The organism is Paenibacillus sp. FSL R10-2771, assembly GCF_038000205.1.
In the GTDB taxonomy this organism is placed as follows: Bacteria; Bacillota; Bacilli; order Paenibacillales; family Paenibacillaceae; genus Paenibacillus_AQ; species Paenibacillus_AQ phytohabitans.
In genome coordinates, this window is record NZ_JBBOBM010000001.1 from 6701248 (window position 1) to 6725879 (window position 24632).

Below are 24632 nucleotides of genomic sequence, written 5' to 3' on the forward strand. Positions count from 1 at the left end.
CTTGATATGAAGCGTTTTCATTGAATATAGTTTCATTTTTTCTTGATTAAGGAAATTATCGCAGTGCAAACACTCTCTCTTAAGGAGTTTTATAACTTTAACACACCCTTAACATTTGTAGTGAGCTATGGATGAAAAAATACTTTATAAACACTATTGTTTGTTTAATGTTGCATTATTGTTCCAGATACGGTTTAATAATAAGTATCTCAACGGATATATAACCTATAAGCCACATCGGAAATAAGGGGTTTTGACGTCAAGACCGCCAAAATTCTTTATCTATACAAATTCTAATATACTCAGGAGGGATTTTTCCATGGCATTTCAATTACCGGCACTTCCTTATCCAAACAACGCTCTTGAACCACACATCGACGCTTTGACGATGGAGATTCATCACGACAGGCACCATAACACTTATGTGACGAACCTGAACGCCGCACTGGAAAAAGCACCTGAACTGCAAGACAAGAGCATCGATGAGCTGCTGACTGACCTGAACGCTGTACCTGAAGCTATCCGCACTGCTGTTCGCAACAACGGCGGCGGACATGCCAACCACACCTTGTTCTGGGAAGTTATCGGACCGAACGGCGGAGGCGCACCCACTGGCGCTCTGGCTGCTGCAATTGACAGCGAACTGGGCGGATTCGACAAATTCAAGGAAGACTTCGCTACTGCAGCTACTACACGCTTCGGCAGCGGCTGGGCCTGGCTCGTCGTGAAAGACGGCAAGCTTGCTGTGACCAGCACTCCTAACCAGGACAACCCGGTCAGCGAAGGCGCAACTCCAATCCTCGGCCTCGATGTATGGGAGCATGCTTACTACCTGAACTACCAGAACAAACGACCTGACTACATCAAGGCGTTCTGGAACGTAGTGAACTGGGAAGAAGTCGGCAAACGTTACGAAAGCGCAAAATAAAGAACTGCGGCGTGTAAGCCGCAGCATCACGGTATAAGAAAAACCGGGAGCACCCTTGTGGGTGGCTCCCGGTTTTTTGTGCTGGGAATACGGAGGAACAGGCACCCGCGGCACACATTCCTGCGAATGCAGGTATATGTCTTAGTGCGATGCGCTATCCCTTCGGGTACATGCCTGATAAGTGGAAATTCCCTTTAATTTCCACATACCACCCACTTTTGGTGGAATTAGAGGGATTTTTCCCTTTAATTTCACCATATCGCCCACTTTCGGCGGAATCAGAGGGATTTTTCCCTTTAATTTGCTCATACCGCCCACTTTCAGCGGAATTAGACGGATTTTTCCCTTTAATTTCCTCATACCGCCCACTTTCGGCGGAATTAGAGGGATTTTTCCCTTTAATTTCCTCATACCGCCCACTTTTGGTGGAATTAGAGAAATTGCACATTTAATTATACGATGTCGTCCGCGCAGAACAGGAAAGGTGGATAAACGGCAGCTAATTTATCTGATTTCACCTTCGAGGACGAATTCCGAATAATTAGAGAAAATCAAATGCTCTTTGTTCACTTGTTCTCCGGGATGACGCACAAGGAATGGAGCTTCCTCCGGGTTATACCCGTCCGCAATAACTGGCCTGGCCAAACTGTCTTCCTTAACCTCAGAAGCGGAGTTGCCAGACCAAACGGTTTGCCGGTACTCCCGGTTATAGCTAGCAAGACTGCATAGCCGAGCCGGATTACACGGCGCCCCCCTCCTGCTCATCAAAATAAGCGTTGAGCAGCTTGAGGAACACATTGGGAAAGGCGTAATTCGCCATGTCGCTGCGGTTGATCCAGCGTACTGCGCCTGCATCCTCCGCTGTTCCGCTTCCGTCCGCGAAGCGCTCGACGGGCCCGCTGCCATCGGCGAATAAATCGGCGGGAACGGACGCGGTGAGCCCGGCGTTGTACATGCCTTGGCTGGTGGCGGAGCGATCACCGGCACCAGCCGCACTGGCGGCGGCATAGTCTGCGGCGGCATAGTCTGCAGCGGCAACCGGTTCACCCGGGCCGGGAGCTGAGGTGCTGCCCGGATCAGCCGGGCCGGTGGCAGCCCCGGCAGCCCCGGGTGCTGCGCCGGTGGCTGCAGCATCAGCACTGGCAGCGCCGTTCCTGGCCGCTGCGCCGTACAAGGAACGCCCTTCCGCAGCCAGCGGCAGGGCCGGGGCCTCCTCTTCCCTGCAGCGGTACACCTGCAGGGTCCAGACAATATGGCTGAATGTATGCTCCGCAGCCATCCAGTGCCCTTCAGGCCGGGCGAAAATCCCGGCCTGAAGCAGGGACCGGCGCAGCCGGTCCTGCGCTGCCGTCTCCGGCAGCAGCGCAGCGGAAGCGCCGCCCTCCGCAGGCGGCGCCGGCCAGTGCGGCAGCTCCCACATGCGGGCCAGGAGCCCGCTGGATGGCCGCTGCCGGATGAGTACCCGGCCCGCGTGCCCGCCGCGGCCCTCTATCAGGGCTGCCAGCCGCTCTTCCGGGCGAGGCGGCTTGGCCTTGGTCTTGACGGGCAGCGAGGTCTCGCAGCCCGCTAGGCGCGCTGAGCAGTGCTCCATCACCGGGCACGGCAGACAGCGCGGTGATTTCGGCGTGCAGATCAGCGCGCCAAGCTCCATCAGCGCCTGATTGAAGTGCGAGGCTTCCCCTTCGGGAATCAGCTCTGCCGCCAGGCGCTCCATTTTGACGCGGGTGGGGCCTTTGGCGATATCATCCTCAATCAGGAAATATCGGGACAGCACCCGCATGACATTGCCGTCCACAGCGGGCTCCGGCCGGTTGAAGGCAATGCTGAGAATAGCTCCGGCCGTATAAGGCCCCACTCCCTTAAGCCCGAATACGGCATCACGGTCATTGGGAACCTGCCCGCCATACTCTTCCTTCACCTGCTTCGCGGCGTGCTGCAGATTCCGGGCGCGTGAATAGTAGCCAAGCCCCTCCCAGCACTTCAGAACATCCTCCTCCGGGGCATCGGCCAGTGACTCCACCGTAGGGAACCGCTCGATGAACCGGTTGAAATAAGGAATAACCGTATCGACTCTTGTCTGCTGAAGCATAATCTCCGAAATCCAGATGTAATAAGGATTGCGGTGACGCCGCCACGGCAGATCCCGCTTCTGCCCATGGTACCACTCCAGCAAATTACGGCTGAAATATGACTTGGCTTCCTGCTGCTCATTTGTAGTCATCATTAATCTCCTTGCTTCTATATTGAATGTATCTATATTCCGCGATAAGCAGCTCGTCCCCTTATTGCGTAAAGTTTACCCGTATAAATACCGCTCTGCGAAGCCGCAGGCAGGATCCGGCACTCCGCAGCAGCTTAGTTTACCTGCTCCACTACGGCAAAGGCTGAAGCCAGATCCCCGCTGTGTGTAATGGCCAGATGGATGATATGGCGGCCGCCCGGCAGAAGCAGCCGGTCCCAGGCCGCCTCCGACAGTGAAACGACCGGTTTGCCCTGGCTGTCCGGCAGAATTTCAATATCCTGAAATCCCACCTTCGCGCCGATTCCGCAGCCCAGTGCCTTCACTACTGCCTCCTTGGCGGCAAAACGCCCCGCAGCGAATTCCGCTGCCTTCCCCTTCCGCCCTGCGGCCAGCTCAAGCTCACGCTCTGTAAGAATGCGCTGCAGAAATCCGGTTGCTTGTCCGCTTGCCAGCAGAGCCGTAATCCGGCGGATTTCCAGCACATCATTTCCGATTCCATAAATCACTATATCCACTCCTTAGCTGGACAGGCAATATGCAATTACTGTAAAAAACCGCCCTATCCTTACCTGCTTTAATAATGGTATGATCTTCATAAACATTATTCATAAACATTATCAATAATACAACCTTCAAATCCGTTTCAGATTATATAGAGAGGGGATTTACCCGATGACCCGTAATTTCCAATTGCCCGCAGGAGAAGATGCTGTACTCCGCTGCTCGCATTTCCCCGCCAGGGATAAGGCTAAGAGCCTGATTGTTATCGCCCACGGTTACAAGGGGTTCAAGGATTGGGGGATGTTTCCTTATGCTGCGGCAGCCCTCAGCCAGGAGCATGAGGTCATAACCTTCAACTTCTCACATGCCGGAATCGGCGAAGATCTGCAGAATTTCACGGAGCTTGAGAAGTTCGCCCGCAATACCTATACCCGTGAGATCAAGGATATGGAGATCCTGCTCTCTTATCTCAGCCAGCACCACAAATTCGGCAGCCTGCCGTTATTCCTGCTGGGCCACAGCCGTGGCGGCGGAGGCAGCCTGCTGTACGCGCTGGACCATCCGGGAGAGATCACCGGAGTGATCTCCTGGAACGGCATTACCGACCTCGACCTGTTCACGGAGGAACAGAAGATTGAGATGAGGCGCAGCGGCCGGACCCATGTGCTTAATGGCCGGACCGGCCAGCAAATGCCGCTGGATGCCGTGTTGCTGGAGGACCTGGAACAGCATGCCGTTCGCTACAACCTGCTGGAACGGATGACAACAGCCAGCTTCCCGGCGGTTCTTATTCAGGGAAGCCAGGACAGTGAACGGCTGCGCCGGGGATCAGAGCAATTAACGGAGCTCCGCCCGGATATCCGCTGGGTGCAGATTCCCGGCGGCAATCACACCTTCGGTACCGTGCACCCGTTCGAAGGAGCTACCCCGCAGCTGGAGGAGGCAATATCCGCCTCCCTGGAGTTTATTAACCAGATCCTGGCCGGCTAAGCTTACAAGTTGGGCAGCGCCTCTCCAGCTAATACTTATGAAAGCCAGAACCGCCGGGAATTCTGCGAAATGACTGCAGCTTCTCCGGCGGTTCTTTTATACTTCTGACTGCTTATATTCCAGGGATTGCATCCCGTTTATGCCCCGTTCTGCGGTAGTAGGCTTCAAGCTTCCCGGCGACCTCGGGAGACACCGCTTTGCCCTCCAGATAGTCACTGTTGTCATCATAGGTGATCCCCAGCTCGGTTTCATCCGTCTGGCCCGGCCAGAGGCCGGCTGTCGGTGCTTTGGTTACGATATCGGCCGGTACTCCAATCGCCGCAGCCAATTGCCGCACCTGCCGTTTATTCAGTGAAGACAGCGGTGTAATATCAACTGCACCATCGCCCCATTTGGTATAGAACCCGGTGATGGCTTCAGAGGCATGGTCTGTTCCTACCACCAGCAGATTGTTCTCGAAGGCTAGTGCATACTGCATAACCATCCGCGTTCTCGCCTTCACATTCCCTTTGCCCTGATGGGTGATGTGGCGGTGCTGTCCCAGCGCCTTCAGGCTATGCTCTACCTCCAGCGCGATCTCGTTTACAGCTTCTTCAATATTCGTCTCCACCGTATGCGTCAGCTCAAACGCCTTGGCTACCGCGTAACTGTGCTCAATATCCTCCTGCTCGCCGTAAGGCTGGAATACACCGAGTGTAATATACTCTTTGCCTTCCTCTGCCGTCAGCTCGTCCGTAGCCTGTTTGCATAGACCCGCAGCCACTGCACTATCAACGCCTCCGCTGATAGCAATCAGCAGCCCCCTGGCACCCGCCTGCAGCGCATATGCTTTCAGGAAATCCACACGTTTGCGCACTTCCGCTCCGGTATCAATCACCGGCTTGACTCCCAGGGCTTTAATAATCTCTTCCTGCATTCCCAATTCACACACCCCTTTTCTTATAACTTGATCTGTCCGATGGGACTCAGGTGCCTATATGTTCAGAAAAAATCCCGCATGAGCCTAGCCTCCGGCTGATGCGGGAATATCCCTTACAGAAAATGAGCTTATTGGCACAGACGATTGAAAACTTCCTTCAGCTCAGCCGCAATTTCAGCAGCCGAACGGTCTTCAACGCCGTGACGTTCGATGAAATGAACAAGCTCGCCGTCCTTCATCAAGGCAATGGATGGTGAAGATGGCGGGTACGGAGCAAAATACTCACGCGCCTTGGCTGTAGCTTCCTTCTCCTGGCCGGCAAATACCGTGAACAGGTGATCGGGGAGAATTTCGTTCTGCAGCGCCTGGGCTACACCTGGACGGCATTGGCCGGCGGCACAACCACAAACGGAGTTAACAACCACAAGCGAAGTTCCCTTAACGGCTGGAAGAGTTGCTTCAACTTCATCCGGAGTCAGCAGCTCCTGAAATCCGATACTCGTCAGATCATCGCGCATAGGCTGAATGGAATCCTTCATATATTGATTAAAAGACATGGACATTTCTCTGCACTCTCCTTTACCCTTAGAATAGTTGTCAGAACCCGGATAACGTCGCCGCGTTACTGCACTACTTGCTAACTTTATTATACATACATACTCTGTGAAAGCAAGAGAAGCAACCTGCCTACAAGCCGTTATACAGCAGCGCTAAAGCGCATAGTTAGAGCCTTGAATCCCTAAGAATAGACTTCCACCTCAGCGGGTTCCTCCTTGGGCTCAAAGGGGATCGTAACGATGACCGAGGTGCCTTTGCCCACTTCGGATTCCACATGAATGGTTCCGTTGTGACGCTCGGCGATACTCAGGCAAAGCGACAGTCCAAGTCCTGTACCCTGGCTTTTGGTTGTGAAGAACGGGGCAAACAATTGCTTCAGCTGGCTCTGCGGGATGCCGCTTCCCGTATCTGTGATGATCAGCTGAGCAGTATCTTCATGCTCACAGGTTTCCAGCGTCAACACCCCTTTGGCCTCCATTGCCTCCATTCCGTTGCGGGCCAGATTGAGTATCAGCTGCTTGATCTCCCTGACGTTCAGCCGCAGCAGCGGCAGAGACGGGCTAAGCTTCAATTCAACGCTCTGTCCGCGAAGATTGGCATCCGCCCAGATCAGGGGGGTAAGCTCCTCCATAATGAGATGCAGCTGCACCATTTCCTTGTCCGATACACGGCTCTGGGCCAGCGACAGGAAGTCATTGATGATACTGTTGGCCCGGTCCAGCTCCTCCATTACAATATGGTAATAGGAATGCAGGTCCTCCGGACTCTTTTCCCGCATCAGCTGCAGGAATCCGCGCACTACCGCCATCGGGTTGCGGATCTCATGGGTAATTCCGGCCGCCATCTGCCCGACCAGCGTCAGGCGTTCAACATTATCAAGCTCGCTGCGGATTTTCTCCTCTTCCGTAAGATCCTGTATAATCATGACAAGGCCGCCCGCAATACCGGACTCATGCTGTAACGGCGCCGTGAAGATATGATAGGTCATGGAATCATACTTGATCTTGGTATTGGCACGCTGCCTGTTCAGCAGGATTCCCCGTAAGTGTTCATAGGTTTCCTGATCCATGCTGTGGCCGAAGACCCGGTCAGCCGGCTGGGATAATATAATCTCTCTGGTCAGATGGGGGCAATGACGCTGAATCAGGCTGAGCATGTATTCATTCAGCTCCGTCACATATCCGTTGTCATCAAACGACATAATATTCAGCGGCACCACATTAGTAATCTGCTGGAGCTTCTCCGATTCCCACTGGAATCTCTCGGAGATACCTTTCATCCGTTCCTTGACCTGCAGCTTGTCCCAGGCCGTTTCAATATATACAATAAACAGTCCGCCCAAAATAACAGCCGTTAATAAATACACCCCTACCAGAATCGCATCCGTGGGGGGTGTGTTGAAGATGCTTTGTCCCTGCATCTTAGGTACAATTACAATAAACAGCATACTGGGAAACAGAGTACCCCATAGCATGCCGACTTTTTGGATTAAAGAGGCACTCTTGAAGGGCTTGGCCATACCAAACAACAGCGGATACAGCAGTACCCCCGAATTTAATATGAGATGATCAAATCCTGAAGGAACCGAGAATAGTACAGTGCAAAAGATGAAATACATTGCCAGGTAAGCCCCTGAACGAAAAGTCCCGTACAAGATCCCTATATACGCCGGAAGGATAGCCAGATTCAGATACACTACTCCGAACATTGTAGTCGACAAGGCCATACACAATGTAACCCCGAGTGCACAGCATATTATCAGAAAAGTCTGGTCATCCGGAAATCTGCGGTTTCTGCGTGTGAAATGGCCCTGGTCCAACCGCCACTGAAACAGAAACAGGAAGGTGCACGCAGCCGATATTTGCAATAAAATATCCTTAACCGCATGAATAATTGCAATCACTCCCCAATTTGGACAAAATACCCTTTCCCCTTAGATTAAAGCACAACCGCGCACTCCTGACAACGATAATCACATCAAGCCTCTCCGGGTCTGGCTACACTCCGGCCGGAATGGTATGATGCCGTTAGCAGAGTGCTGCAACATGTAAAGGAGCAGAGTTATGAGTAACTATGATGTAATTGTCATTGGAGGCGGCCCGTCCGGATTAATGGCCTGCGTAGCGGCAGCCGGACACGGGGCGGCTGTATTATTAATTGATAAAGGTGCCAAGCTTGGCCGGAAGCTGGGCATCTCAGGCGGCGGACGCTGCAATGTTACCAATATCAAGGAAACTGCGGAGCTGATCGCCCATATCCCGGGCAACGGCCGTTTTTTATACAGCTCATTCGATCATTTCAACAACCGGGATATTATTGAGTTCTTCGAAGCCCTCGGTATCGCCCTGAAGGAAGAGGACAACGGTCGGATGTTCCCTGTATCGGACAAGGCTGCAAGTGTTGTCTCCGCGCTGGTTGGCAAAGTGCGCAGTCTTGGCGTACAGATTATGACAGACAGTCCGGTGCGCGAGGTTATCTATGAGAACGGTGCGGCCACGGGCGTACGTCTGGAATCGGGAAAAGCCTTCAGTGCCGGGGCCGTTATTATCGCTACTGGCGGCAAATCGGTGCCGCAGACCGGCTCTACCGGTGACGGCTATCCGTGGGCCGCTGCTGCCGGACATACGATCACGGAGCTGTTCCCGACGGAGGTGCCGATCCTTTCAAGGGAGGAATGGATTAAATCTGGTGAGCTGCAGGGCTTATCCCTGCGTGACGTGAGTCTTACGGTCTGGAATCCCAAGGGCAAGAAGGTGATCTCCCACCGCGGAGATATGATCTTCACTCATTTCGGGCTGTCCGGCCCGATCGCCCTGCGCTGCAGCCAGTTCCTGCGCCAGGTTCAGAAGAAATCAGGTACAGATACCGTAGAGTTGTCTATCGACCTCTTCCCCGACCTGACTCTGCAAGAGGCAGAGAACCTGCTGCAGAATAAGCTGGAGCTGGAGCCCAAGAAGGCCATCCGCAATTCGCTGAAGGGCCTGCTGCCTGAGCGCCTGATTCCGCTGCTGCTGGCCAAAAGCGGACTGGACGGTGAGCTTACAGGTCATCACCTGCCGCGGACCGGTCTTCAGGCACTGGCTACCCTGCTGAAGCGTATGCCGGTACTGGTCTACGGAACGCGTTCCCTGGCAGAAGCTTTTGTGACTGGCGGAGGGGTGAATCTGAAGGAGATTGATCCGAGAACAATGGAATCGAAACTTACGCAGGGGCTGTATTTCTGCGGCGAGATTCTGGATATTCACGGATATACCGGAGGTTATAATATTACGGCTGCCTTCTCGACCGGATACACAGCCGGCAAACATGCGGCCGGGCAAGTGCACGGATAAGCAGCCGCTGAGGCTCCCGGGCTCATTCCTGTAATTAAATAAGCCTTCCTCCAGGTGCGGAGGAAGGCTTATTGTATGTTATCTGGCAAACCGCATGACACTGAATATACGGCCAATCCAGATGGCTGCCGCAGCGCCTACCGGTATAAAGAGCAGGAGCCCCCACCAGCCATACACGGGGATGCAGACAACGGCTGCACTGAGGACCGCAAACGGCATTAATAGAATCGGCATGGCCTTGGAACCGGCATCCGCCTTCTGCGCTTTGGTGAACGGCAGAATACCGATATAGTCATCGCCGGAGAACAGCAGCCAGAAGGAAGACAGCCAATACGCCATCAGTGTTGTCAGGATGGCAAACAGCAGCCACTTCAGAACGGCCGGCACAATAAAGATGGCCACAAGCGCCACGCCGGTAAACGACAAATACAGCTTGAAGTGGGCCGGATTGCGCAGCATCGCCTTGACCGCTGCGGCCGAGAAGCGGCTCTCCGGTTCCTTCGAGGCCAGCAGCGGCTGCGATTTGCGGAAGATCCACGGTTTATACCGTGTAGGCCGCGGCTTATCCAGTACTCCGCGCAGCAGAATGGCCGCAATCTTCATCCGCTGCTTGTAGTCTTCGCGCACATCGTTCATGAAGGTGCCGCGCAGCCGCAGGCGGGTCCTGAACACTATGGCTGCCATCACAGTGAATCCGCCAGCAGCAATGAACAGCAGGACGGGGCTGTCCTTCCAGAGGATTGCCAGACGCAGATAGACACCGCAGGGCACGGTGACAGCCGGAATCAGCCACAGCCAGCGGCGGAAGCCCTGCCGCTGCACCTTAACGAAATGGCCCAGCAGCTTAACGGACCAGCTGCAGGTTATCGTCAGCGCGAGCAGCCCGTAGGCCCCTGCCGCACTGACTCCGAAGCCCTTGATAAGAAACGGCAGCAGAATGGCAAAGGCCGCCGCCATCTTCAGCGTGGTTACCGCAAGGCTGTAGACCATTCCCCGCAGGATAATGGTGCTGATCCAGTTCTGCCGCTGTCTAAGAAACAGCGAGTCACCTTCCTGCAGCAGCAATACGATTCCTCCGGTAGCCAGCAGAATGGCCAGCAGCGCAGGTACGACCATATAGGGGACAGTGCTGATCCACGCCGGCTGCTCCCCGTTCCAGTACCCATAGTAGAAGCGTCCGCCAAGCAAGCCTCCCGGGATAATAATATACAGCAGGACGGTCCAGTCCACAGCTGTACGGATAATAGTAGACTGCTCACGGAAGTGGGAAGCCAGCCGGCGCCGGAAAAGAGCAGCAGCTGTAGGAAACGCAAATGAATTCCTGCTCATGTTAATTCGTCGAAGCAATCAAACAACGACCCCTCCGGCAGCCCTGCATCCCCGCGTATACCTTCCAGCGTGCCCTCGGCAGCAATTCTGCCGCCGGAGATTAATATGAAGCTGTCACAGATCTTCTCCGCTGTATCCAGAACATGCGTAGACATCAGCACCCCGGCTCCACGCTCGCGCTCCGCCTCAAGCAGGCGCAGGAAATCCTTGGTTGCCCGGGGGTCAAGCCCGATGAACGGCTCGTCCACGATATAGACATCGGGCTGGACCAGAAAGCCCAGCATCAGCATCATCTTCTGCTTCATGCCCTTGGAGAAGCCGGCAGGCAGATCATTGCGCACACTTTCCATACCAAACTGGGTCAAGAGCTTCTCCGCTGTTGACTCGAAGGTTTCATAGCTTAGCCCGTAGGCTGCGGCCGCGAGATCGAGATGCTCCCACAGCGTCAGATCTTCGTAGAATACCGGCTGCTCCGGCACATAGGCATAGGACTTGTTCTCGCCGCCCAGCTTCACCTTAGCCTTGGCATGCTTCAGCAGGCCGAGCAGGGTCTTGATCGTAGTGCTTTTGCCGGCCCCGTTCGGTCCGATTAATCCAAGCAGCTCGCCCTTACGCACCTGAAAGGAAATCCCTGATATCCGTATATCTCCGGCTTCATAACCGGCTTCCTCAATAACAACATCAAGCACGATATCCTCATCGTCTTCACGCTCTTCGTAATAATTCGTAATCTGGTCCATACAACTCTCCATCTCCTAGGCAATCGTTCATAGTAATGCGATCATAACACCATAGACGGGTCTATGCTGCAAAAAATTTCACCACCGCTATCCGTCAGCGGCCTGGTCTCTGTATCCCATTATACGAATTACCGGGGGCAGACCTCAAACCCGCGCCGGATCCCACTATTTCCACCCCTGCGTTACAGCTTAGGTACAGATCATTATGTGAAAATCGTGTGAAATCCGCAGCAGCTATGCACCATCAAAAAATTGTTTGATTTTTAATAATTAAAAGTGTGCTTATTGTGACAAATGACATGTTCTTCATTCTTTGTTTGAAGTAATGTAAAGCTAGATCAAGAAAAGCAGTATTCCAAACCGTGCGGGGAAGCCTGTACGATTAACAATAGAGGTGGAGAAGCATGATACAATCATATGAACGCGATACTCAATTGACACTGCATTTGTACCGGGTTTTTGCCAAGTCTTTCAAGAGCATTAACGAACACGCCGTTACCGGCAGCAAGATTGAAGGATTCAATCCTACAGCCTTCGCCGTTATGGAGGTCCTCTATTATAAGGGGGCACAGCCTATCCAGCAGATCGGTGCCAAGCTGCTGCTGCAGAGCGGCAACGTTACTTACGTAATCGACAAACTGGAAGAACGCGGCTACCTGCAGCGCAAGCCCTGCCCGAGCGACCGGCGTGTGATTTTTGCCGAGTTGACTGTAGAAGGCGAGCGCCTGATGAACGAAATGTACCCGAAGTATTCGGAACGCCTGCATCTGGCTTTCAGCGGACTGAGCGATGAAGAAAAGGAACAAATGATTATTCTTCTGAAGAAGATGGGCCTGCAGGCTGAGAAGCTCTCCCCGCTTCCACGCAAATAAGCGCAGTTGAGGCAGATGCAGTTGTGAATCTATTCACTAACCTGCTTAATAGTAATGATAACAAAGCGGCAGCGCAATCCTGATGGATGCGCTGCCGCTTTGTTATGAATAAGCAGGCTTGAAGATTATGGCTTGGACGCGGTACTTCCCTCTTGAATGGTTGGCAGCCCTTTATTAAGCCCCGCAGAAATAACCAGGGAGGCCACAGCAAAGACGGCCATCACAATGAAGAGCGAGTGCAGGCCGCTCTCCAGCGCGCCGTGCAGACTGCCCCAGGCCTCAGCGGACAGGGTACTCCCGCTATGCGGGTTAAGCAGCTGGTTGATATCAGCCCCTGTAGCAGAAGCCCCAGGCTGTTCCGCCAGCTTCCTGTCGATATTGTAGTTCAGCCAAGACCCGAAGATCGCTACCCCCACCGTCTGCCCGAGTGAACGGGTGAAGGTATTCAGGGCCGTTGACGCACCGCGCTGCTCATGCTGTACAGAGGATTGCGCGATAATCGTGAAGACTGTAGAAGCATAACCAAAACCTACGCCGCAGAACAGCATCAGAATCAATAGCAGCAGCTGGGACGAATCCCCGTTCATCAGAGTCAGCCCTACCGCTGCGACAACAATCAGCGACAGCCCCAGCATCCCTGTACGGCGGGTACCCGCGCGCAGAATCATTCTTCCGCCAGCGATGGAGCCGAGCATCCAGCCCACCGACATCGGGGCGAGCAGCAGGCCCGAGAGGGCTGCGCTTTTACCGAAGACGCCCTGCACCCACAGCGGCACGTATGTAGACAGCCCGATAATTAAGGTGCTGACCAGCAGGTTAGCTCCTGTAGAGACAGCGATATTGCGGATAGAGAACAGCTCCAGCGGCAGCATTGGCTCGGGAGCACGGCGCTCCACGAACAGGAACACGGCCAGCAGCACCGCAGCCCCCGCTAAGATAGCCAGCAGCAGCGGAGAGTTCCATGCCAGACTCTGCCCTCCCGCCGTAAGACCAAAGAGCAGCGCTCCCATTCCTGCCGCGAACAGCAGCACTCCGGCCACATCGATTCTGGTCTTGCGCCGGACCTTCTCTTCCTTCAGATACCGCGAGATGAATATAATAGATAGCAGCCCAAAAGGCAGATTAAAGACAAACACCCAGCGCCAGCTCAAATAATCAACCACATAACCGCCAAGCAGCGGTCCTACGAGAGAGGAAATCCCCCATACCGAGCTGAGCAGCCCCTGAGTCTTCGCCCGTTCCTTAATGCTGTAGATATCCCCGATAATCGTAAAAGTCATAGGAATGAGCGCACCCGCACCGATCCCCTGTATCCCCCGGAAAATAATCAGCTGCTGCATGCTCTGCGAAACCCCGCATAACAGCGAGCCTGCCAGAAAGACCACGGCCCCGCCAATGAACACAGGCTTGCGGCCAATCAGATCACTTAACTTGCCAAAAATAGGCGTCGTAACCGCCATAGCCAGCAGATAAGCGGTAAATATCCAGCTGAGCCACTGCATGCCCTGAAAATCGCCGACAATGGCCGGTCCCGCCGGTCCTGTGACCGTACCTTCGATTGCTGCCAGAAAAGTGGCCAGCAGTACTCCAATTAAAATTAACTTGCGTTCAGTTTCACCAGGTGACTTCAATCAATCCAAATCCTCTCTCTATGTTCTCAGCCCCGCACTTTCTCTCCTTGCAGCAAGGAATACATCCGTACATCCTGATAGCCGGAATCCGTATGCCGGTACTGACGCAGCAGCCCTTCCTGCCGGAAGCCGAGCCTTGTAATCAGCTGCTCCGCCCGGATATTGTCAGGATGGCATAAGGCTTCAATCCGGTTCAGCCCCATGCTGCCGAAGCCGAATTCCAGCATAAGCTCCAGCGCTTCCCGCATATACCCCTGACCCATGGCGGCAGGTGACAGCTCGAAACCGATCTCCCCCCGGTAAGCCCCCTCAAGCTGCCAGTGATTATAGCCGCAGCTTCCGATAACCTCTGCTTCCGGCCCCAGAATACTCCAGCGTATGCTTTCTTCTTCCCGGGCCATCTGTGCCAGCAGAGCAATCAGTGCTCCCGCTTCTTCTGCAGAGGACAAGAAGGGGGCATCCAGCCAGGGCGCAACCTGAGGATGGCACCAGATCTCAAACAGCGCTCCTGCATCTCCGGCAGCCATAGCCCGGAGCCGCACTCTCCGGCCGGTTAATTCCGGAATTACTCCGCCGCATATATACATCTTCCCGTCCCCTTCCATCCTAATAAGTATACATCAGATGTAAGCATTCCCTTAAGCGAAATCTGACATGAATCCGAACTCCACACTCCACACAAATAGCGCCTGCTCCGCGCGGCTTGCTTCCGCGCGATCAGACGCCGTACGTTTTCTGAACATGAATGGTTACTTGATGTAGAATTAACCCGATGTACCCGCAGCCTTAACCGGCTTAAGCACTTCGGTGCATAGCACTCCCAGCTTGGCCTGAATCGCTTTGAATTCCTCTATTCCCGTTCCGGTAATGCTGTATGCCTCACCATGGGCCGTGAGGAAGTTCTCCTGGGTCAGCCGCTCCAGCTCCTGTTTCACTTCGCGTTCCGCTACCCGGTATCCCAAATCCTCCAGCTCCGGCTGCATCTCCGTCAGTGTCAGATTCCTCTCATGTGCGAAATAAAGCATATGGATTCCTATAAACAAGTTCTGTACGTCGGCGCGCATATTCCACTCCTTCCGGCTATAAGCCTTCGGTATATTTATAAAAGCATTACCCTGCCCGGGGTTGCCGGAAACATCCGCCCGGAGACAATTCATACATCTTCCTGATCTTCCACTAACCGGATAATTCCGTTATTGCTTGACGTATTGCGCTCCGCTGTACTATCTTGTTAGTTAACAGTTATGGATTCATACTGACTCAAGGTACAGGAAGGTGATGCTTCATGTTTCAAGCCATGCCTTATGATGGCACCCGCAGTGAACGGTTCGAAGCCGTTCTAAGCCAGCTCGGGGCACTTATGGAGGGCGAGCCCAATGCTATCGCCAACTTATCCAATGCTTCAGCTCTGTTAAAGCTTTCTCTACCGGACACCAATTGGACCGGTTTCTATTTATTTGACGGCAAAGAGCTGGTTCTGGGCCCGTTCCAGGGACTTCCGGCATGCATCCGTATTCCGCTTGGCCGCGGCGTATGCGGAACAGCGGCTGCGGAACGCCGCACCCTTGTCGTAGGCGATGTCCATGCCTTTCCGGGGCATATTGCCTGTGATGCTGCCTCGAACAGCGAAATCGTAGTTCCGCTGGTTAAGGGGGATACCCTGTACGGCGTACTGGATATCGACAGCCCGCTCAAACACCGCTTCGACGATGAGGAACGCCGTTTCCTTGAACGGTTCGCAGCCATGGTATCCGAGGTGCTGTAATTCTCCTCCTCTCCATATGCCTTAGCATGAAGAAGCCGCTCCACTGCAGGAATGTCCTGCTGATGGAGCGGCTTCTTCATGTGCATGTGCAGAAATAGCACAGGCTGAGGCTCCTGTTGCGGAGATTCAGCCTGTAGCTGACGCGTTATACCTTAACCGGATGGATATGCCAGATCTCGGAGGCATAGCGTGCGATCGTATTATCACTGGAGAATTTGCCGGAATGGCCGATATTGATAATTGACTTCTTAAGCCATTCCTTCTGGTTGCGGTAGGCCAGGTCAATCTTGACATGGGTCTCCACATAGCTGGCGAAATCCTTGAGGACGAAGAACTCATCATTATTATCAAGCAGCGACTGGTAGAGCGTATCGAATTCCTGGGCATGAGCGCAGAACGGTCCAGGTACAATCAGCTGATCCAACACTTCCTTCACCCGGCCGTCGCCATTATAGATATCGCGGGCGTGGTAACCGCCGTACTGGTAGTAGTCCATGACCTGCTCTGCCCGGAGACCGAAGAGGAACATGTTATTGTCTCCTACCATTTCGTGCATTTCCACGTTAGCTCCATCCATCGTCCCGACAGTCAGCGCACCGTTCATCATAAATTTCATGTTCCCGGTACCGGAGGCTTCTTTGCTCGCTGTAGAGATCTGCTCACTTACATCCGCTGCCGGAATAATCTTCTCCGCCAGCGATACCGAATAATTCTCCAGGAAGAAGATGCGGATCTTCCCGTTAATGTCCGGGTCCTTATTCACTACATCAGCCACCGTATTTATCAGTTTGATGATCCGCTTAGCCAGATGATAACTCGGGGCCGCCTTCGCACCGAAGATGAACGTACGCGGTACGATGTTCAGCGAAGGGTTGTCTTTGATCTGATTGTACAAATGCATAATGTGCAATACATTCAACAGCTGGCGCTTATAGGCATGCAGCCGCTTCACCTGCACATCGAAGATGGAGTCGGGGTCCACCCGGACACCGTGCTTCCCGTAGATGTAGTCGGCCAGATGCAGCTTGTTGCGGCGTTTGATCGCAGCCACCTGCTCCTGGAAGGAGGAATCCTCACTGTATTTGATGAGTCCGATCATCTCCTGCGGCTGATGAATCCAGCGGGTGCCGATCGATTCGCTGATCAGTCCGGCAAGCTCCGGATTGGCATGCTGCAGCCACCGGCGGTGTGTGATGCCGTTGGTCTTATTATTGAAGCGGTGCGGATACATCTCATTGAACAGGCGCATCTCACGCTTTTGCAGAATTTCCGTATGCAGTGCCGCTACGCCGTTTACGCTGTGGCTGGCCACGATGGCGAGATGCGCCATCCGTACCTGATCATCATGGATGATGGCCATCTGATTGATCCGGTTCTGGTCTCCCGGATACTTGCTCATCAGCTCTCCGCAGAAGCGGGCATTGATCTCCTCAATAATCAGGAAGATGCGCGGAAGCAGCTCCTTGACCATGCCAAGCGGCCATTTCTCCAGCGCCTCACTCAGAATGGTATGATTCGTATAAGAGACCATACGTGTCGTCATGCCCCAGGCCTGATCCCAGCCAATCCCGTGCACATCCATCAGTATACGCATCAGCTCAGGGATAACCAGTGTAGGATGCGTGTCGTTAATATGCAGGGCCACCTTGTCAGGCAGGCTGTCAATTGGAGCCCCTGTCTTGGCGAAGGTACGCAGAATACTCTGCAGTCCGGCACTACACAGGAAATATTGCTGTTTCAGCCGGAGAAGCTTGCCTTCGTATTGTGAATCATCCGGATACAGGAACTCCGAGATGGATTCTACGGAGCGTTTATACTCCAGGAACTTGTGATAATCTGTCCCCCCCAGTGCACCGAAGACTCTCGAAGGCTGTGTGATCGACTCTGCACTCCAGTTGCGCAGTGTATTCACATGCCTGCGGTCTGCCCCGATCACCGGAATGTCATACGGAACGGCCCTCACGGCTTCATAGTCCTTGTGCTCAAAGAACAGCTCATCATTCTCCCAGCGGGTATCCACATGTCCCCAGAAGTGCACTTCCACCTGCTTGTCTTCACGGCGGACTTCCCACACATTATCATTCTGCAGCCAGTAGTCCGGCAGCTCTACCTGATATCCGTCTACAATCTTCTGCTCGAACAGGCCGTATTTATAGCGTATGCCGCAGCCATGCCCTGCATATTGCAGTGAGGCGAGTGAATCCAGGAAACAGGCAGCCAGGCGGCCCAGACCGCCATTACCAAGCCCTGCATCCGCTTCAACCTCCTCGATATCCTGCAGGCAGAAGCCCAGCTCCGAGAGTCCTTCACGGACAACCTCCAGCACACCCATATTCAGCAGGTTATTGCCCAGAAGCCTGCCGATCAGAAACTCCATGGAGAAATAATAGACCTGCTTATCCTGATCGATCTTGAACTTCTGATTGGTGTCCGCCCAGTTCTTGCCGGCATTCTCGCGGATCATATTCCCGAGGATATTGTAAATATCGGCGTTCGAAGCTTCCTCCAGCGGTTTGCCTAATTTCCCGATTAGTTTCTCGCGGAACACTTGTTTGAAAGTCTCTTTATCGTTGAACAACAGCAGGTTCCTCCTAACAGATGCTTGTATTTGTGGAAAAATATTGCCTATTACAACACTGGATCAGAAGAACTGCCGCACTGCACAGTTCCCCTGATCCAGATATTATATCTTGCTGCTCTTGGCAATGACAAACGGACGCCTGCTGTCTCCGACGAGTATCCGTTCCTTGCTCAGATGCACGTCTTTGTCCATAATGACATTCTCAATTACGGCATTCTCTTCAATTACACATTTCTGCATGATTACAGAATTGATGATTTTGGCTCCCTTGCGAACCTGCACACCACGGAAGATTACACTGTTCTCCACGGTTCCGGCAATAATACAGCCGTTGGCTACCAGCGAATTGCTGACCGAGGCGCTGTCCAGATAACGGGTAGGGGCTTCATATTTAATCTTGGTCTGCACCGGACTCTCTTTGAACAGGCCGAAATAATTCTCCTGCTTCAGCAGCTCCAAGCTGTTCTTGTAGTAGCTCTCCAGCGAATTGATAACGGAATGATAACCTTTGTATTCATAGGCGGCAATCTTGAACTTGTGGCGGTTCTTCTGAATGGCATCGCGGAAGAAATAACTTTCGCCATGGGCGATGCAATGCTCCACCTGCTCCAGGAACAGCTTCTTCTCCATAATAAAGATATCCAAATATACATTGGGATGATGCTTCTCATGGTGAATATTCGTTACTGTGTTGTCTTCATCGACCTCTACCCGCAGGCAGGGATCATGCTCCGGCTGCAGCTGATCGATCTGCTTGTAGACCATGGTCACATCTGCGCCCTGCTCCAGGTGGTATTGGTATACATCCTGCAGATCAACCGTATTAATGTGCTGGCTGCCGGAGAATACAATATATTTGGCAGACGCCCGTTTGAAGAAATCCAGATTGTTATGATAATGCTGCAGATCGCCAAGGGACGTGTCCGTAGGGTCATTCCAGTCCGGCGGCAGAATGAACAAGCCGCCATGCTTGCGGTTCATGTCCCAGGATTTCCCGTCGCCGAGATGGTCCATCAGCGAGCGGTACTTGCGGCGGACGAACAGTCCCACGCTCTCCAGCTCCGCACGCATCATGTTGGACAAGACGAAATCGATCAGCCGGTAGCGGCTGGCGAACGGGACCGCTGCCCCGCAGCGGAAATAGGTCAATTCATTTAAATTATCCAGTTCATGGTCAAGATTGATTACGCCCATAAGCTCTTTCATCGGTATCCCCCGTCCTCTGTGGTTATATGGTTTTGGCTGCTACGGATTTGTTTTTTTTGCTGCGTTTGTCAATCAGCAGAATTTCGTCCTCATTCTCCCGGTCGACGCCGATTTCCATATAATCCTCAATGACTGTGTTCTCACTGATGATGGCTTTGTGAATTCTTACATTCTTGCCGATCTTCACCTTAGGCATAATTACAGAATCCGTAATCACGCTGCCTTCGCCCACTTCTACCCCATAGAACAGTACCGAATGCTTAACCTCGCCGTATACAATGCAGCCTTCGTTAATAATGCAGCTGGATACCTTGGCTCCAGGTGCAACATATTGCGCTGGCTGATTCGGATTGCGGGTGAAGATTCTCCAGCTGGTATCATTCAGGTTCAGCGGAGGATTGTCACTCAAGAGATCCATGTTCGCTTCCCACAGGCTGTCTACAGTACCGACATCTCTCCAGTAGCCTTCGAATGGATAAGCATACAGGGACTCTCCGTCATTCAGCATCAGCGGAATGATGTCCTTCCCGAAGTCATGGGACGAGCCGGCGTTCTCCCCGTCCTCAAGCAGATGCTTGCGGAGAACATCCCATTTAAAAATATATACACCCATAGAAGCAAGTGTGCTCTTAGGTTTGGCAGGCTTCTCATCAAACTCGTAAATTTTGAGGTCGTCTTCCGTATTCAGTATGCCGAAGCGGCTCGCTTCCTGGAGTGGCACGTCAATGACCGAAATGGTGCAGTCGGCGTTCTTGGATTTGTGATACTGCAGCATAGCATGATAATCCATCTTGTAAATATGGTCACCGGACAGAATCAGTACATGCTCCGGATCAAATTGATCAACGAACTTCAGATTGCGGTAAATCGCATCAGCCGTGCCCCGGTACCAGCTGCTTCCATTCTCCCGCTCATGCGGCGGCAATACAAACACCCCGCCGTCCTTGCGGTTCAAATCCCAGTCACTGCCGACTCCAATATACGAATGCAGCACCAGCGGTTCATACTGTGTCAGTACACCCACTGTGTCGATACCCGAATTCGAGCAGTTGCTTAAAGGGAAGTCGATGATGCGGTAGGTTCCTCCGAAATAAACAGCCGGTTTGGCAATCGATTTGGTTAATCCCTTCAATCTTTTTCCTTGGCCTCCCGCCAATAGCATGGCTACCATCTCTTTTTTCTTCATGGAAGAGCCTCCTTGACTTATGGGTAGTGAAACATGTAATAAATAGGTTGAATGATTGGTGCGGTGTAGTGTAGATCCCACATTGAAACCCAAAAAGAAATGAAGCGGAAAGAAGCAAACCATAAGAAATGCTTGTGACAGGAATGAATAAGATTTAAAACGGGGGAGGAAACAGAGAATTGGGACATGCTGCCGGTTTTGTCAGGAAAAACGCTCAAAACCGGGATTGTATCCTTATTGTAAAGTGTTCTCTACCCGCCGTCAAAACCCTTTATTGTCCGCTTCAAAAACTTTTAATTTCTAACTATATTCCTTATTAATAACATTAATATTTCCGTATAATTAGATTAACCATTATGATTAACCATGAACGACAATTCTGAATCCAATCTTTGGCTCCAAAGACCTATTTTCAGCAAACGTTCAACGTATAGCGTCATACTATGGACACTATAACCACTGAATATGGAGGAACGCTAATGAAAGCAGCGCAAGGCGTCCGATTGCTTCTGGTGGATGATGAGCCTCATATCCTCCAGTTTCTCGAACTGGGATTAATGAACGAAGGATTTGAAGTGCAGACTGCGCCGGATGGTGCAGGTGCAATCGCTGCGGCCGCAGAGTTCAAGCCGCATGTCGTGATTCTCGACGTCATGATGCCCGGCATGGACGGCTTCGAGGTCGTCCGCTATCTCCGTTCAGAGGAGGCAGAGGTGGCCGTGATCATGCTTACCGCCAAGGATGAAGTGGATGACCGGGTTAAAGGCCTGTCTATCGGTGCGGATGATTATATGGTCAAGCCCTTCAGCTTCGATGAGCTGCTAGCCAGGATTCAGGCCCGCCTGCGCAACCAGTTCCCGGGACTGCTCGGCGAGGTGCGCTGCGGCCCCTTCCGGATTGACGGCCGGCGCAAAGAAATCAGCCACAAGGAGGAGGTGCTGGAGCTCTCGCCCACAGAATATGAGCTGCTGCAATATCTGGTTATTAACCACGGGCTGGTGCTGAGTAAACCCATGATTCTGGACAAGGTGTGGGGATATGATTTCGGCGGCGAGGAGAACATCGTTGAGGTCTACATCCGTTCCCTCCGCGAGAAGCTCGGGGACAAGGATCACCGGATTATCCGCACCCTGCGCGGCGCGGGATACCGGGTGGACCTTGTATGATTGCCCGGACCCGGGGCTTCCTCAGCAAACTGCAGGCACCGCGATCCCTGCGCAAACAGCTGCTGGCCACCTCGCTGTTAATCCTGTCCGTATTGCTGATTCTGATCGGCGTACTCCAGTATGCTCTGATGCGGAATTTCATCTACAGCAACCGCGCGGAGGCGATGGAAACCCAGATGCGCTCCGTGCCGCGCGAATTCTATTACATTAACCTTAATAATCCTGCGGGAAATGCAGCAGATCTAAACAATAGTGCGGGGGGCAATATTCCTGGCGGAGCTGTAAGCGGGACTATAAGCCCTGGCAACACGCTCCAAGGCGGAACTCCTGGCGGGGCTGACAGCGCCGGGAATAACGCCAACATGAGCCCTGGCAACAAACGGTTCTACGGAGACCGCCGCCCGCTGCTGCTTGATGCCCATACTACGATAGCCATATACAGCTCAGACGGCACCTTCAAGGATCTGCAGGAAGAAACCCTGTCTGGGTCAGTAGCACCAAGAATGAGCAACGGCGAATATAACACCCTGCTGAAGCAGGCATCGGATAAGGCTACCGGGAAATACAGGCTGATTACTGCAGCAGACGGCAACGAGCATCTGGCTGTCTTCATGAACCTTGGCAGACCGGGTGCTACTAAATTGTTGCTGCAAATGAGCGTAGAAACCGGCCCTCTGAGAGATGTGATTATGCAGCAGCTGCTTATTTTTGGCGCGTTATCGGTGGTCGCTCTGCTGGCCGGACTGTTCCTGTACTTACCCGCGCTGCGCAAAACGCTGATTCCCTTGTCCAAAATGGGAGAATCCGCGCAAAGCATCGACGCCGGCAATCTGGATGTGCGCTTCCCTGTAGATCAGGGCCAGCTTGAGGTCGACAAGCTCTCCCAGTCCTTCAACGGAATGCTGGAGCGTCTGGAGATTTCTTTTCACAATGAACGTGAGGCCAAAGAACAGATGCGCCGGTTCGCGGCAGATGCATCCCATGAGCTAAGAACCCCGCTGACCTCAATATACGGATTCCTGGAGGTACTGCTCCGGGGAGCAGCCGATAACCGGGACCAGCTCTATAGCGCGCTCAACAGCATGCATGGAGAGGCCAAACGCATTAACAAACTGGTGGAGGATCTGCTGCTGCTCGCCCGTATGGATGGTGCTCCGCAGCTGCGGGTCAAGAATCTGCTGCTCGGTGAGATGATTGACGAGATGCAGCCGCAGCTGCTGGTGCTGGCCGGCAAACGGAAGGTAAACTTCGATATTTCTTATGGTGTACGCGGCCCTGTTGACCCTGACAAAATAAAGCAGGTTATTCTTAATCTATTCCATAACGCCGTGCAGCATACGGATGCGGAATCCGGAGCGGTACAAGTCTCGCTGCATGCCAGAGGAACAGTGGCTGTTCTGACTGTGAAGGACAACGGCTCCGGTATTGCTGTCGGACATCTCCCGCATGTCTTCGACCGGTTCTACCGCAGTGATTCATCCCGCACCAGAAAGTACGGCGGCTCGGGGCTCGGGTTATCCATTACCAAGTCTATCGTGGAGGCGCATCAAGGAGAGATTACTGTAACCAGCACTCCTGGTGAATGCACAATCTTCCAAGTCTCTCTCCCCTGCCTGCCGGATTAGCTAATGACCTGTAATTAACGATATAATAGTAAGCAGAAGAAATAGCTGTCCTCATTGAGCATGGCTAACAAAACTTAAGCCCACGCTTCCGATGCGAGTTTTGTACGAAGTGAATTCACGGAAGCTGGGCTACAACAAAACTTTTAGGAGGTTACATCATGTACGAAATCGCTATTATCGGCGCCGGTCCTGCCGGGGCAAGTGCCGCATTGTTCGCCGCCAAGGCGGGCAAAAAAACACTGCTGATTGACAATGACAAAGGCATGACCCGCAGAGGCTGGTATGAGAACTTTTACGGAATCAGCGAAATCGGCGGACCCGACCTCGTGGAGACCGGACATAAGCAGGCCGTGAAATTCGGAGCCGAGCTGGTCGCTGAGCAGGCTACCGGACTGAGCGCAAGCGGTGAAGGGTTCGTAATCGAGACGGAGAGCGGAGCTGCTTACGAGGCCAAGCATGTTATTCTGGCTACAGGGGTTCTCACCGATCTGGCCGCCAAGGCCGGAGTGGAAACCAAGGATGGCACGGAGCCGAGAATCAAGACAGTTATTGCAGCTACTGCAGAAGGCAAAACCAACATTGACGGCATCTGGGCAGCAGGAACAGTTGCCGGTGTGAGTGTGCACGCTATTATTACTGCCGGAGACGGTGCCAAGGTTGCGGTTAATGTTATCAGTGAGCTGAACGGTGCGCGGTATGTTGATCACGACTTGCTGAAGGCTTGATTCACACAGACTAATAAGATTCTCAATAAAAAATGTATAAACAACCCGCCTTCATCATGGATGAGGGGCGGGTCGTTTTTTTTGTTATGAGGAAGAAGAATCAGCTAGCCTAGCCGGGCTATTGTTGGCAGAAATCCGCTACTGAGTGTGCAAGCCTTGAACAAACACCTTTATCCGAGAACCGCTAAACGCAATAGAGTCTGCTGCAGCTTATCCAAACTGCGGATTGTTGTACTAAATGCAGGATTTCCAACTCAGGACCCCCACAAAGTAAATATTGCTGCAGAAAATACAACATTTCAGCGCCATCGAGGCCCCAGCGCGCTAAATTGTTGC

General features: G+C 53.0%; 22 protein-coding genes. 8 read left to right on the forward strand and 14 right to left on the reverse strand.

Translation table 11 applies throughout. From position 1 onward, the window contains the following. Window positions 1-319: 319 nt before the first annotated feature. A complete protein-coding gene (locus NSU14_RS28830) occupies window positions 320-928 on the forward strand; it encodes a superoxide dismutase (protein WP_039308673.1) in 609 nt (202 codons plus the stop codon). 141 nt (window positions 929-1069) lie between these two features. Here NSU14_RS28830 and NSU14_RS28835 read toward each other — a convergent pair whose 3' ends face one another. From NSU14_RS28835 to acpS, 3 genes are all read right to left on the reverse strand, one after another. Then, window positions 1070-1339 (reverse strand): hypothetical protein, encoded by a 270-nt coding sequence (locus NSU14_RS28835; protein WP_340948118.1) that lies wholly within the window; start codon window positions 1337-1339, stop codon window positions 1070-1072. 328 nt (window positions 1340-1667) lie between these two features. Next, window positions 1668-3149, reverse strand: a complete 1482-nt coding sequence (gene mutY, locus NSU14_RS28840) for an A/G-specific adenine glycosylase (RefSeq protein ID WP_340949014.1) — start codon at window positions 3147-3149, stop codon at window positions 1668-1670. 134 nt (window positions 3150-3283) lie between these two features. Further along, window positions 3284-3676 carry a holo-ACP synthase gene (acpS, locus tag NSU14_RS28845; protein WP_042133315.1) on the reverse strand — a complete coding sequence of 131 codons (393 nt, stop codon included), beginning with the start codon at window positions 3674-3676 and terminating at the stop codon, window positions 3284-3286. Between the two features lie 166 nt (window positions 3677-3842). Here acpS and NSU14_RS28850 point away from each other — a divergent pair, with 166 nt between their 5' ends. After that, window positions 3843-4661, forward strand: a complete 819-nt coding sequence (locus NSU14_RS28850) for an alpha/beta hydrolase family protein (RefSeq protein ID WP_336101139.1) — start codon at window positions 3843-3845, stop codon at window positions 4659-4661. A gap of 112 nt (window positions 4662-4773) precedes the next feature. On the opposite strand, the gene nadE is transcribed toward NSU14_RS28850, so the two are convergent. The 3 genes from nadE to NSU14_RS28865 form a co-directional block, all read right to left on the reverse strand. Continuing rightward, entirely contained in the window at window positions 4774-5583 is an 810-nt protein-coding gene (gene nadE, locus NSU14_RS28855) for an ammonia-dependent NAD(+) synthetase (protein ID WP_039309932.1), read from the reverse strand. 125 nt (window positions 5584-5708) lie between these two features. Next, complete coding sequence (locus NSU14_RS28860) at window positions 5709-6143, reverse strand: BrxA/BrxB family bacilliredoxin (protein ID WP_039309930.1); 435 nt, start codon at window positions 6141-6143, stop codon at window positions 5709-5711. A 176-nt stretch (window positions 6144-6319) separates the two neighbouring features. Further along, complete coding sequence (locus tag NSU14_RS28865) at window positions 6320-8041, reverse strand: ATP-binding protein (protein ID WP_052421651.1); 1722 nt, start codon at window positions 8039-8041, stop codon at window positions 6320-6322. Between the two features lie 160 nt (window positions 8042-8201). On the opposite strand from NSU14_RS28865, the gene NSU14_RS28870 reads away from it, so the two are divergent. Continuing rightward, window positions 8202-9470 carry a BaiN/RdsA family NAD(P)/FAD-dependent oxidoreductase gene (locus NSU14_RS28870; protein WP_042133311.1) on the forward strand — a complete coding sequence of 423 codons (1269 nt, stop codon included), beginning with the start codon at window positions 8202-8204 and terminating at the stop codon, window positions 9468-9470. Between the two features lie 78 nt (window positions 9471-9548). On the opposite strand, the gene NSU14_RS28875 is transcribed toward NSU14_RS28870, so the two are convergent. Both NSU14_RS28875 and NSU14_RS28880 read right to left on the reverse strand, forming a co-directional pair. Further along, complete coding sequence (locus tag NSU14_RS28875; RefSeq protein WP_076246248.1) at window positions 9549-10799, reverse strand: ABC transporter permease; 1251 nt, start codon at window positions 10797-10799, stop codon at window positions 9549-9551. Continuing rightward, entirely contained in the window at window positions 10796-11539 is a 744-nt protein-coding gene (locus tag NSU14_RS28880) for an ABC transporter ATP-binding protein (protein ID WP_042133307.1), read from the reverse strand. Before NSU14_RS28880 ends, NSU14_RS28875 begins: the two co-directional genes overlap by 4 nt. A 404-nt stretch (window positions 11540-11943) precedes the next feature. Between NSU14_RS28880 and NSU14_RS28885 the strand changes: the two genes are divergently transcribed. After that, complete coding sequence (locus NSU14_RS28885) at window positions 11944-12411, forward strand: MarR family winged helix-turn-helix transcriptional regulator (protein WP_039309924.1); 468 nt, start codon at window positions 11944-11946, stop codon at window positions 12409-12411. Window positions 12412-12536: 125 nt separating this feature from the next. On the opposite strand, the gene NSU14_RS28890 is transcribed toward NSU14_RS28885, so the two are convergent. From NSU14_RS28890 to NSU14_RS28900, 3 genes are all read right to left on the reverse strand, one after another. Further along, a complete protein-coding gene (locus NSU14_RS28890) occupies window positions 12537-14042 on the reverse strand; it encodes an MDR family MFS transporter (protein ID WP_042133304.1) in 1506 nt (501 codons plus the stop codon). A gap of 26 nt (window positions 14043-14068) precedes the next feature. After that, window positions 14069-14629 carry a GNAT family N-acetyltransferase gene (locus NSU14_RS28895; protein ID WP_076246246.1) on the reverse strand — a complete coding sequence of 187 codons (561 nt, stop codon included), beginning with the start codon at window positions 14627-14629 and terminating at the stop codon, window positions 14069-14071. A gap of 177 nt (window positions 14630-14806) precedes the next feature. Then, window positions 14807-15106, reverse strand: coding sequence for a hypothetical protein (locus tag NSU14_RS28900; RefSeq protein WP_039309934.1), 300 nt, complete (start codon window positions 15104-15106; stop codon window positions 14807-14809). Between the two features lie 221 nt (window positions 15107-15327). Between NSU14_RS28900 and NSU14_RS28905 the strand changes: the two genes are divergently transcribed. Further along, window positions 15328-15807 (forward strand): GAF domain-containing protein, encoded by a 480-nt coding sequence (locus tag NSU14_RS28905; RefSeq protein WP_039309920.1) that lies wholly within the window; start codon window positions 15328-15330, stop codon window positions 15805-15807. Window positions 15808-15952: 145 nt separating this feature from the next. Here NSU14_RS28905 and NSU14_RS28910 read toward each other — a convergent pair whose 3' ends face one another. The 3 genes from NSU14_RS28910 to NSU14_RS28920 form a co-directional block, all read right to left on the reverse strand. Beyond that, window positions 15953-18385 carry a glycogen/starch/alpha-glucan phosphorylase gene (locus NSU14_RS28910; RefSeq protein WP_042133302.1) on the reverse strand — a complete coding sequence of 811 codons (2433 nt, stop codon included), beginning with the start codon at window positions 18383-18385 and terminating at the stop codon, window positions 15953-15955. Window positions 18386-18490: 105 nt separating this feature from the next. Further along, window positions 18491-19594, reverse strand: coding sequence for a glucose-1-phosphate adenylyltransferase subunit GlgD (gene glgD / locus NSU14_RS28915; protein ID WP_042133301.1), 1104 nt, complete (start codon window positions 19592-19594; stop codon window positions 18491-18493). 22 nt (window positions 19595-19616) lie between these two features. Next, window positions 19617-20780, reverse strand: a complete 1164-nt coding sequence (locus tag NSU14_RS28920; protein WP_039309915.1) for a glucose-1-phosphate adenylyltransferase — start codon at window positions 20778-20780, stop codon at window positions 19617-19619. Window positions 20781-21259: 479 nt separating this feature from the next. Between NSU14_RS28920 and NSU14_RS28925 the strand changes: the two genes are divergently transcribed. The 3 genes from NSU14_RS28925 to NSU14_RS28935 all read left to right on the forward strand — a co-directional run bounded on the left by NSU14_RS28925 (window position 21260) and on the right by NSU14_RS28935 (window position 24296). Further along, a complete protein-coding gene (locus NSU14_RS28925; RefSeq protein WP_042133300.1) occupies window positions 21260-21946 on the forward strand; it encodes a response regulator transcription factor in 687 nt (228 codons plus the stop codon). Continuing rightward, window positions 21943-23571 (forward strand): sensor histidine kinase, encoded by a 1629-nt coding sequence (locus tag NSU14_RS28930; RefSeq protein WP_336101143.1) that lies wholly within the window; start codon window positions 21943-21945, stop codon window positions 23569-23571. The genes NSU14_RS28925 and NSU14_RS28930 overlap by 4 nt, the downstream gene beginning before the upstream one ends. A 158-nt stretch (window positions 23572-23729) precedes the next feature. Further along, complete coding sequence (locus NSU14_RS28935) at window positions 23730-24296, forward strand: FAD-dependent oxidoreductase (RefSeq protein WP_042133298.1); 567 nt, start codon at window positions 23730-23732, stop codon at window positions 24294-24296. Window positions 24297-24632 lie beyond the last annotated feature (336 nt).

Coding starts and splice junctions, on each gene's coding strand:
- NSU14_RS28830 (WP_039308673.1), top strand. CDS start 320: ATGGCATTTCAATTACCGGCACTTCCTTATCCAAACAACGCTCTTGAA.
- NSU14_RS28835 (WP_340948118.1), bottom strand. CDS start 1,339: ATGAGGAAATTAAAGGGAAAAATCCCTCTAATTCCGCCGAAAGTGGGC.
- mutY (WP_340949014.1), bottom strand. CDS start 3,149: ATGACTACAAATGAGCAGCAGGAAGCCAAGTCATATTTCAGCCGTAAT.
- NSU14_RS28850 (WP_336101139.1), top strand. CDS start 3,843: ATGACCCGTAATTTCCAATTGCCCGCAGGAGAAGATGCTGTACTCCGC.
- NSU14_RS28860 (WP_039309930.1), bottom strand. CDS start 6,143: ATGTCCATGTCTTTTAATCAATATATGAAGGATTCCATTCAGCCTATG.
- NSU14_RS28870 (WP_042133311.1), top strand. CDS start 8,202: ATGAGTAACTATGATGTAATTGTCATTGGAGGCGGCCCGTCCGGATTA.
- NSU14_RS28875 (WP_076246248.1), bottom strand. CDS start 10,799: ATGAGCAGGAATTCATTTGCGTTTCCTACAGCTGCTGCTCTTTTCCGG.
- NSU14_RS28880 (WP_042133307.1), bottom strand. CDS start 11,539: ATGGACCAGATTACGAATTATTACGAAGAGCGTGAAGACGATGAGGAT.
- NSU14_RS28885 (WP_039309924.1), top strand. CDS start 11,944: ATGATACAATCATATGAACGCGATACTCAATTGACACTGCATTTGTAC.
- NSU14_RS28895 (WP_076246246.1), bottom strand. CDS start 14,629: ATGTATATATGCGGCGGAGTAATTCCGGAATTAACCGGCCGGAGAGTG.
- NSU14_RS28900 (WP_039309934.1), bottom strand. CDS start 15,106: ATGCGCGCCGACGTACAGAACTTGTTTATAGGAATCCATATGCTTTAT.
- NSU14_RS28905 (WP_039309920.1), top strand. CDS start 15,328: ATGTTTCAAGCCATGCCTTATGATGGCACCCGCAGTGAACGGTTCGAA.
- glgD (WP_042133301.1), bottom strand. CDS start 19,594: ATGAAAGAGCTTATGGGCGTAATCAATCTTGACCATGAACTGGATAAT.
- NSU14_RS28920 (WP_039309915.1), bottom strand. CDS start 20,780: ATGAAGAAAAAAGAGATGGTAGCCATGCTATTGGCGGGAGGCCAAGGA.
- NSU14_RS28925 (WP_042133300.1), top strand. CDS start 21,260: ATGAAAGCAGCGCAAGGCGTCCGATTGCTTCTGGTGGATGATGAGCCT.
- NSU14_RS28930 (WP_336101143.1), top strand. CDS start 21,943: ATGATTGCCCGGACCCGGGGCTTCCTCAGCAAACTGCAGGCACCGCGA.
- NSU14_RS28935 (WP_042133298.1), top strand. CDS start 23,730: ATGTACGAAATCGCTATTATCGGCGCCGGTCCTGCCGGGGCAAGTGCC.